Raw genomic sequence first — 13,298 nt, 5'->3', positions numbered from 1 at the left:
GTGCCCGACCGTGAAGGGCTCCTCATCCGCTGGTGAGGGGCCCTTCACGGCGTTCCGGGCCTGGCTGTCCGCGCACTGCGACGCCGTCTCGGTCGTGGCGGACGACGGCCGGCACCACCTGGCCCACCACGCCGAGGTGCCGCGAGTCCTGGCCTCGACGATCAAGGTCGTCCCGTTGCTCGCCTACACGACCGCGGTCGCCGGCGGTGCGCTCGACCCGGCCGAGCGGGTCCGCGTCGGCGACTGGGACGCGTTCCACCCCTTCGACGGCGACGGCCCGATCGGCGCCGGTGCCCACCACCGGGCGCTGACCTCGCTGGGCGTCGCCTGCGACGAGTACGGCGTCGCCCACGAGCCCGGCCGGCGCGTCCCGCTCGACGCGATCGCCACGGCGATGATCACCGAGAGCGACAACGCGGCCGCCGACTACCTCCGCGCCCGGCTCGGCGCGGACGCGCTGAGCACCGCCGCGGTGGCCGGCGGCTGGCCGGACGCCGACCTCGGTGGTTCTGCGGCGAAACCCTCCGCTCGCTCTACCCCGGCGTGCCGGACCTGACCGCGTGCTTCACCGGCGATCCCGCGTTCCGGCGGGAGGTCCTCGAGCGCGTGCGCGGCGAGCCGCTCTCCGCCGAAGCCGAGTGGGACTGGACGCGGGAGACCGCGCACGGCACGGCCGCGCGGCTCTTCGCCTTCCACCGCCACCTCGTCACCGCGGACACCGCCGCGGCCGCCCTCGCGTGCGGCAAACTCGGCGGGGACGTCCGCTACAAGGGCGGCGCCTTGCCCCGCAGCCGCGGTTTCGGCCTCTCCGCGGCCGGTGGGACCGTCGCGATGTTCTTCACCGGAACGGACTTCCCCGAGGTCCCGCTCGCCGAGCTGGGCTCGGTGATCCTCGCCGACCTGCCGGGTTTCGCGCGAGACCTGGGCGTGCGGCCCGGACCGGGATGGGCGACGATCGACCCATGCGAGTACTGATCGCCGGAGCGAGCGGCTTGATCGGGTCGGCGCTGGGCGACCGCCTGCGGCGCGACGGCCACGAGGTCCGCACCCTGGTGCGGCGCGAGGCGCGCGGAGGCGGCGAATTCCGCTGGGACCCGCCGTCCGGCACCATCGCGGACGGCGCCTTCGAAGGCGTGGACGCCGTCGTGAACCTCGGTGGCAAGCCGCTGTTCCCGGGGCGCTGGAGCGCGATGCGCAAGCAGGAGCTCATCGACAGCCGCGTCGAGCCGACCGAGGTGCTCGCCGAGGCCGTCGCCGAACACGGTGTCGGGGTGCTCGTCAACGCTTCCGCCGTCGGGTACTACGGCCACACGCACGAGTCCACTGTGGACGAATCGGGACCCCGGGGCGGCGGTTTCCTCGCCGAGCTCTGCGAAGCCTGGGAAGCGGCGACGGCGGGTGCGGGCGACGCGCGCGTCGTGAATCTGCGGACCGGGCTGGTGCTCTCGGCCAAGGGCGGCCTGTACGGCACGCTCCGCCCGCTCTTCCAGCTGTGCCTGGGCGGGCGGCTCGGCGACGGCCGGCAGTACATGGCGTGGATCGCCCTTGAGGACGAGGTCGGCGCGATCGTCCACGCCCTCACCCACGACGACCTGGCCGGCCCGGTCAACCTCAGCGGCCCGGCGCCGGTGACCAACGCCGAGTTCACCCGCACGGTCGGGCGGGCCCTGCACCGCCCCGCGCCGTGGTGGGTGCCCGGGATCGCGCTCAAGACCGTGCTCGGCCAGGCCGGCGAGGAGATGGCGCTGTTCGGGCAGCGGGCCGTGCCGGCCGCGTTGGAGCGGTCCGGGTACGAGTTCCGGCACCGGACCCTGGACAGCGCGCTCGCAGCGGCATGAGCGTTCCGCTGCAACGCTGGCTCGTCGTCGGCGTGGTACTCGCGGCGGCGTTCGTCGTGCTCGGCCTGAGCGTGGCGCGGCAGCCGCTGACCCTCGACGTCGAAGTCGCGAACGCGCTCCACGGCGTGTACGCGGAGCCGCTCGGCCGGGTGGCGCAGGGCGGGAGCGACGTCCTCGGGCCGGTGCTCCCGTTCGTCCTCGGCGCCGCGTTGCTCGCGCTGGCGTTGCGGCGGCGCGAGCACCTCGGGCTGTGCGTGCGGCTGGCCGTCGTGCTGGTGCTGTGCCGGCTGACGAGCCTGGTGTTCAAGCCGCTCTTCCTGCGGGAGCGCCCGCGCGACTACCCGGACCTGAGCTACCCGAGCGGGCACGTAGTGTCGGTCGCGAGCACGGGGTTCGTGCTGCTCCTACTGTGCGCGTGGCTGTGGCCGCGGCTGGTCCGCCGGGTCGCGGTGGCGGTCGTCGTGGCGGTCGTGCTGTGCGCTGCCTGCCGCGTCGTGCTGGGCGTGCACTGGGTCACCGACACGATCGGAGCAGTGCTGGCGGTGGCCGGTGTCGGACTGCTCTCAGCGTGCGCCTTGCGGCTGCTTCCCCCGGGTGACGGGCGTAGCCTCGACGGGTGAGTTCTTCCCGCACCTCCTGCCGCGCCACCACCGAGCCCGTCGACGTCCGGGAGCTCGGCACGATCGAGTACACCGAAGCCTGGGAGCTCCAGCGGAGCCGGCTCACCGAGCGCGCCGACGGCACCGCGCCGGACACGATGTTCCTGCTGCAGCACCCGTCGGTGTACACCGCGGGCAAGCGCACGGAACCCGCCGACCGCCCGGCCGACGGCACGCCGGTGATCGACGTCGACCGCGGCGGCAAGATCACCTGGCACGGCCCGGGCCAGCTGGTCGGCTACCCGATCGTGAAGCTCGGCGACCCGATCGACGTCGTGCACTACGTGCGGCGGCTGGAGGAGGCGCTGATCCACGTGTGCGACTCCCTCGGCGTGCGCACCGGCCGCGTCGAGGGCCGCAGCGGCGTCTGGATCCCGGCCGACGAACGCGGCATCGAACGCAAGATCGCGGCGATCGGCATCCGCGTCCAGCGCGGCGTGACGATGCACGGCTTCGAGCTCAACTGCAACGCCGACCTGTCGGCCTTCGACACGATCGTGCCGTGCGGAATCCGCGACGCCGGTGTGACGTCGCTGTCCTACGAGCTGCAGCGGGACGTCAGCGTGGAGGCGGTGCTCCCGCTGGCCCGCGACGCCGTCCTGGCCGCGCTCGAAGGCGAGCTGCCGGTGAGCGAGGACCGCTGGCTCCCCCGCCCCGAAGCCCCGAAGGCGCCGGGCGTCACCTTCGCGCTCCAGAACTGAAAATGGGCGCCTCCCCGGCGGGAGGCGCCCATTTCGCGATCAGTCCAGCTGGGGTGCGACCTCGGCGGCGATCAGGTCGATCTGGTCCAGGTCGGACAGGTCCAGCAGCTGCAGGTACACCCGGGTGATCCCGGTCTTCTCGCGCCACTGCCCGATCCGGTCGACGACCTCGGCCGGCGTCCCGGCCAGGCCGCTGGCCCGCAGCTCGGTGACGTCGCGACCGAGCGTCTCGGCCCGGCGCGCGACTTCGGCGTCGTCGCGCCCGACGCCGACGACCAGCGCGACCGAGCGCAGGATCTCCTTCGGGTCGCGGCCGATCTCGTGGGCCGCCGCCTCGACGCGGGCGAACTGCGCCGCCGCGACATCCTGGTCGGCGAAGGGCAGGTTGAACTCGTCGGCGAACCGCGCGGCCAGCGCCGGGGTGCGCTTCTTGCCCCCGCCGCCGATGATCACCGGCGGCGCCGGGTGCTGCGCCGGCTTCGGCAGCGCCGGCGAGTCGCTCAGCGTGTAGTAGTCGCCCTTGAAGGAGTACGTCTCCCCCGCCGGCGTCTTCCACAGCCCGGTGATGATCTCGAGCTGCTCGGCGTAGCGGTCGAAACGCTCCTTCAGCGGCGGCAGCGTCAGGCCGTACGCCTCGTGCTCGGCGTCGTACCAGCCGGCGCCCAGGCCGAACTCGACGCGCCCGCCGGACATCTGGTCGACCTGCGCGACGGAGATCGCGAGCGGGCCCGGGTACCGGAACGTCGCCGCGGTGACGAGCGTGCCGAGCCGGATCCGGCTCGTCTCCCTGGCCAGGCCGGCCAGGGTGATCCACGCGTCGGTCGGGCCGGGCAGGCCGTCGGCCGAGCCCATCTTCAGGTAGTGGTCGCTGCGGAAGAAGGCGTCGTAGCCGGCGGCTTCGGTCGCCTTGGCGACGCGCAGCAGGTCGTCGTAGCTGGCCCCTTGCTGGGGCTCGGTGAAGATCCTCAAGTCCACGAAAGTCAGCCTATAGAGACGTCGGGCTCCGTGCGCCGCAGCCGTACCAGCATGCGGACGATCACGTCCTCGATCTCGGCGCCGACCTTCTTCGGGTCCGGCGAGCTGGCGATCTCGGTCGCCGCGCTCGACAGCGCGCCGAACAGCAGCCGCGCGGTGACCTCGACCGGCACCGGCTCGACCTCGCCGGCGTCGATCAGCGACTGCAGGCCGGACCGGACGAGCCCGAAGCTGCACCGCTCCTCGGCCTCGCGCCAGCGCTCCCAGCCCATGACGACCGGCGCCTCGTGGATGGCGATCCGCTGGTAGGCCGGGTCGAGGCAGGCGCGGATGAACGCGTTGAGCCCGCCGAGCGCCCGCTCCCACGGCGAGCCCTCACCGGTCATGATCTTGTCGAGCCGGTCGTAGACGAGGCTTTCGACCTGGTCGAAAGCGGCCTCGAAGAGGGCCTGCTTGCCGCTGAAGTGGTGGTAGAGCGCACCCTTCGTGACACGGGCGCGTTTGGCGATCTCGTCGAGCGAGGTACCCGCGTAACCGCGTTTGGTGAACAGTTCCACCGCGCTGTCGACCAACGCCGACCGCGTCGACTCGGAATAGTCGAGTCGCCTGGACCTCATTGTCGCCACCTTCACAACCTTACGCCCGGAGGATCTCTCCATACTCATGGTATGTTCGCCGGGTCAGGTCCGTACCGGGAGTATGCCGCAGACCCGCGGTATGACCCGGGCCACGGAAGGGGAGCCCCACGATGAGCTGGACAGACTTCTACCGGCGTCAGGAAATCCTCGACGCCACGGTCCGCCTGGCCGCCCGCAACCCGGGCGCGCCGCTGCCGCTCGACGAGATCCCCGGCGCCGAGGAGCACTTCGGCACCGAGGAAAACGTCCTGCTGGCCCTGCAGTACCAGTGGACGAGGACGCTGAGCGGCCGCCTGCGCGCCGAGGTCACCGACCCGGACGACGCCGACGGCCTCGGTGACCACGTCGACGCCGTCACCCGCGCGTGGCGGTCCGCCGTCGAAGAGCACGAGACGCTGCGCGCGGTGCTCGACGGGGGTTACGAGCGGCACGCGTCGCTGCGCCGCATGCACGAAGGTGAGCTGCGGATGCTCGCCGTCACGGCCGGGCTGGCCGACCCGCGCGAGCCGGGTGAAGAGATCGTCAAGGTGGGTCACGCGCTCGAGGCGCTGCTGCGCACGAGCCGTGAGGAGCCCGCCCGCCGCCGTCCCGTCATGGGACACCTGCGGCGCCTGCTCGCGCCCTCGGCGTGAACAGGGTTTAGTACACGCATGACGGAGCGCTGGACCGACGCCGACATCCCCGACCAGACCGGCCGGACCGTCCTGGTCACCGGGGCGAACTCGGGGCTCGGGCTGCGCACCGCCGAGGTGTTCGCGGGCAAGGGGGCCCGCGTGCTCCTCGCCTGCCGCTCCGCCGAACGCGGGGCGAAGGCACTGGACATCGTCAAAGCGGCCGCCGCGGGCACCGGGCCCGAGCTCATCCCACTGGACCTGAGCGAGCTCGCCTCGGTGCGCGCGGCCGCCGCGTCGGCCAGGGACCTGACCGGCGACAAGCTGGACATCCTGATGAACAACGCCGGCGTGATGGCGACCGCCCGCGGCCGCACCGCCGACGGCTTCGAGCTGCAGTTCGGCACCAACTACCTCGGCCACGCGGCGCTGACCTGGCTGCTGATGCCGGCCCTGCGCGGCGGATCGCACGCCCGCGTCGTCACGCTGTCGAGCCTCGCCGCCACCGGCGCCCGCATCCACCTCGACGACCCGAACGGCGACCACCGCCGCTACAACGCGGCCGCCGCGTACGGCCAGTCGAAGCTCGCCGACCAGGTGTTCGCGGTCGAGCTGGACCGGCGCCTGCGGGCGGCCGGCTCGGAGATCCTGAGCGTCGCCGCCCACCCCGGCTACACCGCGACGGGGCTCGGCAGCGGCATGGCGCGCTCGTACTCGAACCCGGTGGTCCGGTCCCTGATCGCCGGCGGCCACCGCGTCGGCGAGGTCCTGTTCGCCCAGGGGCCACGCATCGGCGCCCTCCCGCAGCTCTACGCGGCGACGGCGGACGGCGTCTCCGGGGGTTCGTATTTCGCTCCACGAGGGCTCGGAAACCTGCGCGGCTACCCGGTGCAGGTGCCGACGCTCGCCACCGCGCGCCTCGAGCCGCTGGGGTCCGCATTGTGGGAGCTCACGGCGAAGTTGACCGGCGTCACCCCCGATCCCGCGTAGCCCGGACGGGCGTACGGTTGAGGGCGTGAGTGCTGCTCCTGAAGGCCGGAAACTGCTGCGTCTCGAAGTCCGCAACAGCGAGACGCCGATCGAGAAGAAACCCCCGTGGATCAAGACGCGGGTGCGGATGGGGCCGGAGTTCACCGAGCTCAAGGGTCTCGTGCGTCGCGAGGGTCTGCACACGGTGTGCGAAGAGGCCGGTTGTCCCAACATCTACGAGTGCTGGGAAGACCGTGAAGCCACTTTCCTGATCGGTGGCGACCAATGCACTCGTCGCTGCGACTTCTGCCAGATCGACACGGGCAAGCCGGCCGAGCTGGACCGCACCGAGCCGCGGAAGGTCGCGGAGTCCGTTCAGGCCATGGGTCTGCGGTACTCGACGGTCACCGGTGTCGCCCGTGACGACCTTCCCGATGGCGGCGCGTGGCTGTACGCGGAGACCGTCCGGCAGATCCACTCTTTGAACCCGGGCACCGGCGTCGAGCTGCTGATCCCGGACTTCAACGCCGACCCCGCCCAGCTGGCCGAGGTGTTCAGCTCGCGTCCCGAGGTGTTGGCACACAACGTGGAGACGGTGCCGCGGATCTTCAAGCGCATCCGCCCCGGCTTCCGGTACGCCCGGTCCCTGGAGGTCATCACCGCCGCCCGCGAAGCCGGCCTGGTGACGAAGTCCAACCTGATCCTCGGCATGGGCGAGACGCCCGACGAGGTCGCGCCGGCGATGCAGGACCTGGTCGACGCGGGCTGCGAGATCCTGACGATCACCCAGTACCTGCGCCCCTCCCCGCGGCACCACCCGGTCGACCGCTGGGTCAAGCCCGAGGAGTTCGTCGAGCACTCCCAGGCCGCCGAGGCGTTGGGCTTCGCGGGCGTCATGGCCGGTCCGCTCGTGCGCTCGTCGTACCGCGCGGGACGCCTCTACGCCCAGACGAAGGCCCACCGCGGCGAGGTCCTGCCGGAGAACCTGGCCCACCTGACCGCCGAAGGCCCGGCCGCGCAGGAAGCGACGTCGCTGCTGGCACGGTGACGCACGTCACCCCACCATCCTTAAAGGATCGGTAAAGTGGGGCGACATGGCCCTGGTTTCGGACCTCCTCAGCTGGTTGCAAGGACTCCCGGAGCCGGGGCTCGTCGCGGCGACCGGCGGACTGGTGTTCGCCGAGTGCACGATCGGGCTGGGTTTCCTCGCCCCCGGCGAGTCCGGGCTGCTCATCGCCGCGACGACGGCCACCACGGTCGCGCGGTTCGTGGTGCTGTGGCTGGTGGTCACGCTCTGCGCGACGGCCGGCGACGCGCTCGGCTACCTGATCGGCCGCCGGTTCGGGCCCCGGCTGCGCGAGACGAAACTGATCCGCAAGTACGGCCTCGACGCGTGGGACAAGGCGACATCGGTCCTGGAGCGCCGGGGCGCGTGGGCGGTGTTCTTCGCCCGGTTCCTGCCGGTGATCCGCACCCTGACCCCCGCCGCGGCGGGCACGTCCGGGCTGCCGTTCCGCAGGTTCCTCCCGGCCGCGGCGGCGGGCGCGTTCTGCTGGTCGCTGGTCCACATCAGCATCGGCGCGGCCCTGGGCGAAGCGGCGAAGCGCATCGAGGGCGTGCTGAACACGGGCGGGCTCATCGTGGTCGGCGTGCTCGCCGCTGTAGGGGTGTTCTTCTTGCTGCGTCTGAAGAAGCGCAAGGCGTTGGCGACGCCGGAACCCGAGCCCGAGCGCGTCCCCTGAACGCCACGAGGGTGCGGCCCGGGTTCCGAGCCGCACCCTCCCGGCGTCAACGGCGGGCGCGCGCCGCCTTGCCGGTGGCCCAGCCGACCAAGCCGAGCGCCAGCAGCGCCCCACCGGCGACGAACGGCCAGGATCCGGTGCCTGGCGACGGAACCGGCGCCGGGGCCGGCGCGGCGAGGTCGTACCCGCCGAGCTTGCCCTGCGCCCGGTACGCCGACCCGGGCAGCTTGTCGCCGTAGAGCCGGTGCACCAGCTGCTGGTACGCCGCCAGCGTCACGCCGTCGCCGACCCGCTGGCGAGCCGGGTCGTTGAGCGCCAGCACGCGGCCGTCGCGCACCCGGTACCACGCGTTGACCTGCGGTTCGGTGAACACGAGGTCGCCACCGGCCTGCGCCGGGTAGGTCAGCTCCTCGGTGCCGGTCGTGAAGTTGGTCGCGGCCCAGCCACCCGCTTCCGGCGCCACCCACACGGTGGCCTGCCGCCCGGTCGAGGCCGACGCGCGCACCGCGTAGAACGCGAACGACGCGGGCGCGGCGCCCGGCTTACCGGCGACGAAAGCCGGGTCCAGCGAATAGACCGGCTGCGGCGAGCCGTCCACTTTTGGCGCCTGCGCGACGCCCGCCTGTGCGACGCCCGCCCGCCGGTCGAGCTGGCCGAAGAACGCCGAAAGCTGCGCGTCCGCCGCCTTGACCGCGGCGGTGACCTCGCCGGGCGAAGGCTGTGAGGCCGAGGCCGTGCCACCGAAACCGAGCACCAGGGCCGCACCGGCGACCACGACTGCGAGTCCACGGAAGAGGTTCATGCTCATGCCCCGATCCGGTAGAGGGACTGCGCCCACTGGAACTGCCCGTTGCGGACGTAGCTCGAGTGCGCCATCGCGCTGTAGCGCTGGCTGCTCGGCCACGGGTCGCCGTAGTAGACGAGCCCGCTCGCGTCGTAGCCGTAGATCACCTGGGCGTGCCCGCCGCCGGCGGTCCAGTAGATGCCGGTCTCGACCGGGCGCCGCGCGCCGATTTCGGTCTGCACCGACGCGAAGCTGAGCGCGCTGGTCACCGTGCCGGGCCGCAGGCCGAGCGCCTGGTACCCGCGCTGGACGTACGTCAGCTCGCCGGCCTGGTTGGGACACTGTGATCCGGCCGGGTAGCCGCGCGAGTAGTCGCAGAAGGTGTTCTGGCTGACGTTCGCGCCGTAGCCGAGGAACCGGGCGATGGTCAGGCCGCTCGCGGCCCAGCACCACTGGTTCTGCTCCTGGACCAGCTGGCTGATCGACAGCGTGGTCGCCTCGGTGGTCGCGCTCGCGGGCGGGGAGAGCAGGCCGGTGAGGGCCACGCACAGCGCGCCGAGCGCCATTGCTCGTCTGAAGTGCATTCGTTGCTCCTTGTCGGCAACAGGTGGGGACTTCGTGAGCTTCTCCCGTTGCCGCGCCGGGCAGTAATCCCAGCGGGGATAACACCGGCGTTATGCCGCCTATCGGGCAGGCGCCAGCCCGCACCAGCGCGCGAAGTGCGGATTCCGCTGCCGGGACGCGGTATAGGCGACTTCCGCGCACCGGAACACCCGGTCGGTCGACGGCGTGCGGGCGTCGTCCTCCCGCGTCGCGAACAACAGCGTCGTCCATAGCGGGTCACCGGCCAGGGGCAGCGCCACGAGACCCGGCGGCGGCGCCGAAGCCGCCTGCGCAAGGCAGACGGCGCCCTGCGCGATGAGCGTGCCCGCGGTGCCCGCCTCCGACGTGAAGTGCCGCACCCGCGGCGTGAACCCGGCGGCCGCGCACGCCTGCAGGAACCGCACGCGCACGCAGTTTTCGTGCGGTGGCGGGAGAATCCAGTCACAGCCGGCCAGGTCGGCCAGATCGACGACGCCGTCGCGGATCGCCGGGTGCCCCTCGGCGATGCCGACGAAGATCGGTTCGGTGGCCAGCGTCCGCACGGTCAGGCCGGCGAAGTGCCGCGACTCGGTGCCGTCGAAGCGTTCCAGCAGCGCGACGTCGACCCGTCCGGTCGAGAGCAGCTTGAGCAGGGTCAGCGACGCGGGTTCGGCGTACGTCTGGACGTCGAGGGCCAGCTCCCCCAGCTCCTCGATGAACCGGCCGATGATGAGCAGCGGCACGTACCCGATCTTGAGCGTCTCGGCGACGCCTTCCCCGTGCTGCCGAGCGGAGGCGACGAGGGCCTGCATGTCCGACAGCAGCGCGTCGGCGCGGGCGAGCACGAACCGGCCGAGCTCGGTCGGGCGCACCCCGCTGGGGCCGCGGACGAACAGGTCGCCGCCGAGGATCCGCTCGATCCGCTTGAGCTGCGCGGTGAGCGCGGGCTGGCTGACGCCGAGGACGGTCGCGGCGCGGCTCACGCTGCCGCCGTCCGCGACCGCGCGGACGGCCCTGAGATGCCGCAGCTCCAGCTCGGCCACGCCCAGCAGGCTAACGCCGTCTTCCCGGCCGGCACGACCTGCGAAAGTCGGGCTTACTACATTCGGCGGTATGAGTCTCGCGGATCTTCCCCGGCCGATCGGGTTCGTCCTCGGCGGGGGCGGCAGCCTCGGCGCCATGCAGGTCGGCATGCTGCGCGCGCTCACCGAGGCCGGCGTCGCGCCGGACCTGGTGGCGGGCACGTCGGTCGGCTCGCTCAACGCGGCGGTGCTGGCCCTGCCCGGCGACGACGCTTTGGCGCGCCTGCACGGCATCTGGGCGCACATGACGCGCGCCGAGGCGTTCCCCGGCGGCGTGCTGAGCCGCGTCCGGACGCTGACGCAGAGCAAGACGCACCTGTTCCCCAACAGCGGCCTGACGACGATCATCGCCGACCACGTCGGCGCCGAGACCCGCTTCGAGGACCTGGCGCTGCCGCTCGGCGTCGTCACGACCCAGGTGGACAGCGCCGAGCCGCTGCTGATCCGGTCCGGGCGGCTGCTCGAGCCGTTGCTGGCGAGCTGCGCGATCCCGGGGATCTTCCCGCCGGTGGAGCACGAGGGGCGGCTGCTCTACGACGGCGGGCTCGTCGCGAACGTGCCGATGCGGCAGGCGCTGGCGATGGGTGCGAAGTCGCTCGTGGTGCTCGACTGCGCGTTCCCCGGCAAGATGCCCGCCGCGCCGCGGACCATCGCCGAGGTGATGATGTTCACCGCGATGATCAGCATGCGGAACCAGGCCGTGCTGGAAGCGCCGCTGGCGGCGGGGCGGGTGCCGGTGGTGTACCTGCCGGGACCGGCACCGGTGCGTGTGAACCCGCTCGATTTCGGGCACACCGAAGCACTGGCGGAAGAGGCGTACTCGGCCGCTCGCGAGTTCCTCGACGGGATCTCCGTGAGCGGGCCGGGACTTTACGGGGCACCGGGCCTCGTCGTCACGTGATCCGCGTCACGTCGATGCACCGATCCGCCGGGAAGAACGTCATCGCTATCGCGTAGGTTTTGATGACGAATGCCCGCCGATCCCAATTTCCCAAAAAGAGATAATATGCTCCCCAAGAAGATTTTACTTTCGGTGGCCGGAATCCTCGCCGGAGCACTGCTGCTTTCCGCCTGCTCGTCCGACGGCGACGGCGGTTCACCCGCCGACGGGACGCCGGCGCCCGGCTCCGCGTCGGCGGCCGCGTCCCCGGTCGCGGTCTCGTTCGAGCCCGCGAACGGCACCGGGGTGAACCCGTCGACGCCGATCGTCGTCAAGGCGGCCAACGGGAAACTCCTCGACGTGACGGTGACCAACACCGCCAAGGGAACCAAGGTCGGCGGCAAGCTCTCCGGTGACGGGGCGAGCTGGACCTCGAGCGACGTGCTCGGCTACGGCGCGACGTACAAGATCGTCGCGCACGCCCAGGGCGCCGACGGGAAGCCGATCGAGCAGGACAACCAGATCACCACGATCGCGCCGAAGAAGCAGGCGAACGCCAACCTGATCCCGGCGCCGTCCGCGGTGGCGAGCTCGGGTGTCGGCGTCGGCCAGCCGATCGTGTTCAGCTTCGGCAAGATCGCCGTCAAGAACAAGGCGGCGGTGGAGAAGGCCCTCACGGTGGAGTCGACGCCGAAGCAGGAGGGCAGCTGGTACTGGATCGACGACTCGAACGTCCACTACCGGCCGAAGGAGTACTGGAAGGCCGGCACGACACTCAAGGTGACGGCCAAGATCTACGGCGTCGATTTCGGCAACGGTGTCTTCGGTGCGGAGGATCGCACGGAAACGTACAAGGTGCACGATTCCTGGATCGCCAAGGCGGACGGGAACACCGAGCAGATGCAGATCTTCCACAACGGCGCGATGGTGAAGTCCATGCCGATCTCGATGGGCAAGGACGCGACTCCGACGCATTTGGGCGCGCACGTCATTTCGGACAAGCAGGCGAACTACACGATGGACTCGTGCACGTACGGCGTCTGCCCGCCCGACCCGAAGGCGTACCGCTCGAACGAGAAGTTCTCGGAGCGGATCTCCAACGACGGCGAGTTCGTCCACGAGAACCCGAACAGCGTGGGACAGCAGGGAAGCTCGAACGTGTCCCACGGCTGCATCAACCTCAACGGCGCGAACGCCCAGTGGTTCTTCCAGAACATGGGCCTGGGTGACGTCGTCGAGGTGACCAACTCCGGCGGCCCCCAGCTCCCGGTGTGGGACCTGTACGGCGACTGGTCCAAGTCCTGGGCCGACTGGCAGGCCGGCTCGGCCCTGAAGTAGGACTGTTGTTGAAGTAAGCCACCGTTTGGTCGGGGCCAGGAGCACAGCTCCTGGCCCCTTCTTCATGTCCGCGGTGGCTGTATCTGGAGGGCATCGCGTGTGCCTGGCGGGGTATCGCGCGTGTCTGGAGGGGCATCATGCGTGATCAGGGAGGCATCACGCGTGACTGGGCGGGCATCAGCCCGGCGGCCGGCGCGTGGCTTGTGTGCCGCGGGCCGTCATCGGCGTGATTGGGGAGTCGACGCGCGTGATTGAACGGACGACACGCGTACCCAGCCGGCCGACACGCGTACCCAGGTGGACGACACGCGTACCCAGGTGGACGACACGATGTCGTCCGGGCATGAAAAAGGGCCTGGGCCGGGAGACTTGCGTCTCAACCGGGCCCAGGCCCTTCTCCAAATTAAGTTCGGCGGTGTCCTACTCTCCCACAACCCTTCGGTTGCAGTACCATCGGCGCTATCAGGCTTAGCTTCCGGGTTCGGAATGGGACCGGGCG

At 71.4% G+C, this 13,298-nt stretch carries 16 protein-coding genes and 1 rRNA gene; 11 read left to right on the top strand and 6 right to left on the bottom strand.

The features are described 5' to 3' along the window. Positions 1 to 10: 10 nt before the first annotated feature. The 5 genes from ACZ7OU_RS18030 to lipB are packed head-to-tail and all read left to right on the top strand — an operon-like array spanning position 11 to position 3,198. Positions 11 to 556, top strand: coding sequence for a serine hydrolase (locus ACZ7OU_RS18030; protein WP_470255966.1), 546 nt, complete (start codon positions 11 to 13; stop codon positions 554 to 556). Next, the gene (locus tag ACZ7OU_RS18025) at positions 544 to 975 is read left to right on the top strand and encodes a hypothetical protein (RefSeq protein ID WP_470255965.1); all 432 of its coding nucleotides are present in this window, start codon (positions 544 to 546) and stop codon (positions 973 to 975) included. The genes ACZ7OU_RS18030 and ACZ7OU_RS18025 overlap by 13 nt, the downstream gene beginning before the upstream one ends. Beyond that, complete coding sequence (locus ACZ7OU_RS18020) at positions 963 to 1,838, top strand: TIGR01777 family oxidoreductase (RefSeq protein ID WP_470255964.1); 876 nt, start codon at positions 963 to 965, stop codon at positions 1,836 to 1,838. The genes ACZ7OU_RS18025 and ACZ7OU_RS18020 overlap by 13 nt, the downstream gene beginning before the upstream one ends. Then, positions 1,835 to 2,458: a phosphatase PAP2 family protein gene (locus ACZ7OU_RS18015; RefSeq protein ID WP_470238957.1), complete on the top strand. Its 624-nt coding sequence runs from the start codon at positions 1,835 to 1,837 to the stop codon at positions 2,456 to 2,458. Before ACZ7OU_RS18020 ends, ACZ7OU_RS18015 begins: the two co-directional genes overlap by 4 nt. Beyond that, positions 2,455 to 3,198 (top strand): lipoyl(octanoyl) transferase LipB, encoded by a 744-nt coding sequence (lipB, locus tag ACZ7OU_RS18010; RefSeq protein ID WP_470238958.1) that lies wholly within the window; start codon positions 2,455 to 2,457, stop codon positions 3,196 to 3,198. The genes ACZ7OU_RS18015 and lipB overlap by 4 nt, the downstream gene beginning before the upstream one ends. A gap of 39 nt (positions 3,199 to 3,237) precedes the next feature. Here the strand turns inward: lipB and ACZ7OU_RS18005 are convergent, their stop codons facing one another. Next, positions 3,238 to 4,173 (bottom strand): LLM class F420-dependent oxidoreductase, encoded by a 936-nt coding sequence (locus ACZ7OU_RS18005; RefSeq protein ID WP_470255963.1) that lies wholly within the window; start codon positions 4,171 to 4,173, stop codon positions 3,238 to 3,240. A gap of 5 nt (positions 4,174 to 4,178) precedes the next feature. Beyond that, complete coding sequence (locus tag ACZ7OU_RS18000; RefSeq protein WP_155541882.1) at positions 4,179 to 4,790, bottom strand: TetR/AcrR family transcriptional regulator; 612 nt, start codon at positions 4,788 to 4,790, stop codon at positions 4,179 to 4,181. Positions 4,791 to 4,921: 131 nt separating this feature from the next. On the opposite strand from ACZ7OU_RS18000, the gene ACZ7OU_RS17995 reads away from it, so the two are divergent. Genes ACZ7OU_RS17995 through ACZ7OU_RS17980 form a run of 4 tightly spaced genes read left to right on the top strand, consistent with a single transcriptional unit; the run spans position 4,922 to position 8,133 of the window. Continuing rightward, positions 4,922 to 5,443 carry a hypothetical protein gene (locus ACZ7OU_RS17995; RefSeq protein ID WP_470238960.1) on the top strand — a complete coding sequence of 174 codons (522 nt, stop codon included), beginning with the start codon at positions 4,922 to 4,924 and terminating at the stop codon, positions 5,441 to 5,443. An 18-nt stretch (positions 5,444 to 5,461) separates the two neighbouring features. Continuing rightward, entirely contained in the window at positions 5,462 to 6,412 is a 951-nt protein-coding gene (locus ACZ7OU_RS17990) for an oxidoreductase (RefSeq protein ID WP_470255962.1), read from the top strand. 25 nt (positions 6,413 to 6,437) lie between these two features. Then, positions 6,438 to 7,439, top strand: coding sequence for a lipoyl synthase (gene lipA, locus ACZ7OU_RS17985; protein WP_470255961.1), 1,002 nt, complete (start codon positions 6,438 to 6,440; stop codon positions 7,437 to 7,439). A gap of 46 nt (positions 7,440 to 7,485) precedes the next feature. Next, on the top strand, positions 7,486 to 8,133 hold the full coding sequence (locus tag ACZ7OU_RS17980; protein ID WP_470255960.1) for a DedA family protein: 648 nt from the start codon (positions 7,486 to 7,488) through the stop codon (positions 8,131 to 8,133). Between the two features lie 46 nt (positions 8,134 to 8,179). On the opposite strand, the gene ACZ7OU_RS17975 is transcribed toward ACZ7OU_RS17980, so the two are convergent. The 3 genes from ACZ7OU_RS17975 to ACZ7OU_RS17965 all read right to left on the bottom strand — a co-directional run bounded on the left by ACZ7OU_RS17975 (position 8,180) and on the right by ACZ7OU_RS17965 (position 10,542). Further along, entirely contained in the window at positions 8,180 to 8,941 is a 762-nt protein-coding gene (locus tag ACZ7OU_RS17975; protein WP_470255959.1) for a hypothetical protein, read from the bottom strand. Continuing rightward, positions 8,938 to 9,501, bottom strand: a complete 564-nt coding sequence (locus ACZ7OU_RS17970) for a papain-like cysteine protease family protein (protein WP_470255958.1) — start codon at positions 9,499 to 9,501, stop codon at positions 8,938 to 8,940. Before ACZ7OU_RS17970 ends, ACZ7OU_RS17975 begins: the two co-directional genes overlap by 4 nt. Positions 9,502 to 9,600: 99 nt before the next feature. Then, a complete protein-coding gene (locus ACZ7OU_RS17965) occupies positions 9,601 to 10,542 on the bottom strand; it encodes a LysR family transcriptional regulator (RefSeq protein WP_470255957.1) in 942 nt (313 codons plus the stop codon). A 70-nt stretch (positions 10,543 to 10,612) separates the two neighbouring features. Between ACZ7OU_RS17965 and ACZ7OU_RS17960 the strand changes: the two genes are divergently transcribed. Together ACZ7OU_RS17960 and ACZ7OU_RS17955 are read left to right on the top strand one after the other, a co-directional pair. Next, positions 10,613 to 11,482 carry a patatin-like phospholipase family protein gene (locus ACZ7OU_RS17960; protein ID WP_470238967.1) on the top strand — a complete coding sequence of 290 codons (870 nt, stop codon included), beginning with the start codon at positions 10,613 to 10,615 and terminating at the stop codon, positions 11,480 to 11,482. A 105-nt stretch (positions 11,483 to 11,587) separates the two neighbouring features. After that, on the top strand, positions 11,588 to 12,799 hold the full coding sequence (locus ACZ7OU_RS17955) for a L,D-transpeptidase (RefSeq protein ID WP_470255956.1): 1,212 nt from the start codon (positions 11,588 to 11,590) through the stop codon (positions 12,797 to 12,799). Positions 12,800 to 13,206: 407 nt separating this feature from the next. Here ACZ7OU_RS17955 and rrf read toward each other — a convergent pair. Continuing rightward, a 5S ribosomal RNA gene (gene rrf, locus ACZ7OU_RS17950) occupies positions 13,207 to 13,298 on the bottom strand; the annotation flags it as partial.

The sequence above is a fragment of the Amycolatopsis sp. NPDC114505 genome (genome assembly GCF_055633615.1).
This window is presented reverse-complemented; position numbering and strand designations above follow the sequence as displayed.

Excerpts from the sequence above, each read along its gene's own strand:
- ACZ7OU_RS17955 (WP_470255956.1), top strand. The coding sequence starts at position 11,588 with ATGCTCCCCAAGAAGATTTTACTTTCGGTGGCCGGAATCCTCGCCGGA.
- ACZ7OU_RS18020 (WP_470255964.1), top strand. The coding sequence starts at position 963 with ATGCGAGTACTGATCGCCGGAGCGAGCGGCTTGATCGGGTCGGCGCTG.
- ACZ7OU_RS17970 (WP_470255958.1), bottom strand. The coding sequence starts at position 9,501 with ATGCACTTCAGACGAGCAATGGCGCTCGGCGCGCTGTGCGTGGCCCTC.
- ACZ7OU_RS17960 (WP_470238967.1), top strand. The coding sequence starts at position 10,613 with ATGAGTCTCGCGGATCTTCCCCGGCCGATCGGGTTCGTCCTCGGCGGG.
- ACZ7OU_RS18015 (WP_470238957.1), top strand. The coding sequence starts at position 1,835 with ATGAGCGTTCCGCTGCAACGCTGGCTCGTCGTCGGCGTGGTACTCGCG.
- ACZ7OU_RS17975 (WP_470255959.1), bottom strand. The coding sequence starts at position 8,941 with ATGAGCATGAACCTCTTCCGTGGACTCGCAGTCGTGGTCGCCGGTGCG.
- ACZ7OU_RS17980 (WP_470255960.1), top strand. The coding sequence starts at position 7,486 with ATGGCCCTGGTTTCGGACCTCCTCAGCTGGTTGCAAGGACTCCCGGAG.
- ACZ7OU_RS18000 (WP_155541882.1), bottom strand. The coding sequence starts at position 4,790 with ATGAGGTCCAGGCGACTCGACTATTCCGAGTCGACGCGGTCGGCGTTG.
- ACZ7OU_RS17995 (WP_470238960.1), top strand. The coding sequence starts at position 4,922 with ATGAGCTGGACAGACTTCTACCGGCGTCAGGAAATCCTCGACGCCACG.
- ACZ7OU_RS17990 (WP_470255962.1), top strand. The coding sequence starts at position 5,462 with ATGACGGAGCGCTGGACCGACGCCGACATCCCCGACCAGACCGGCCGG.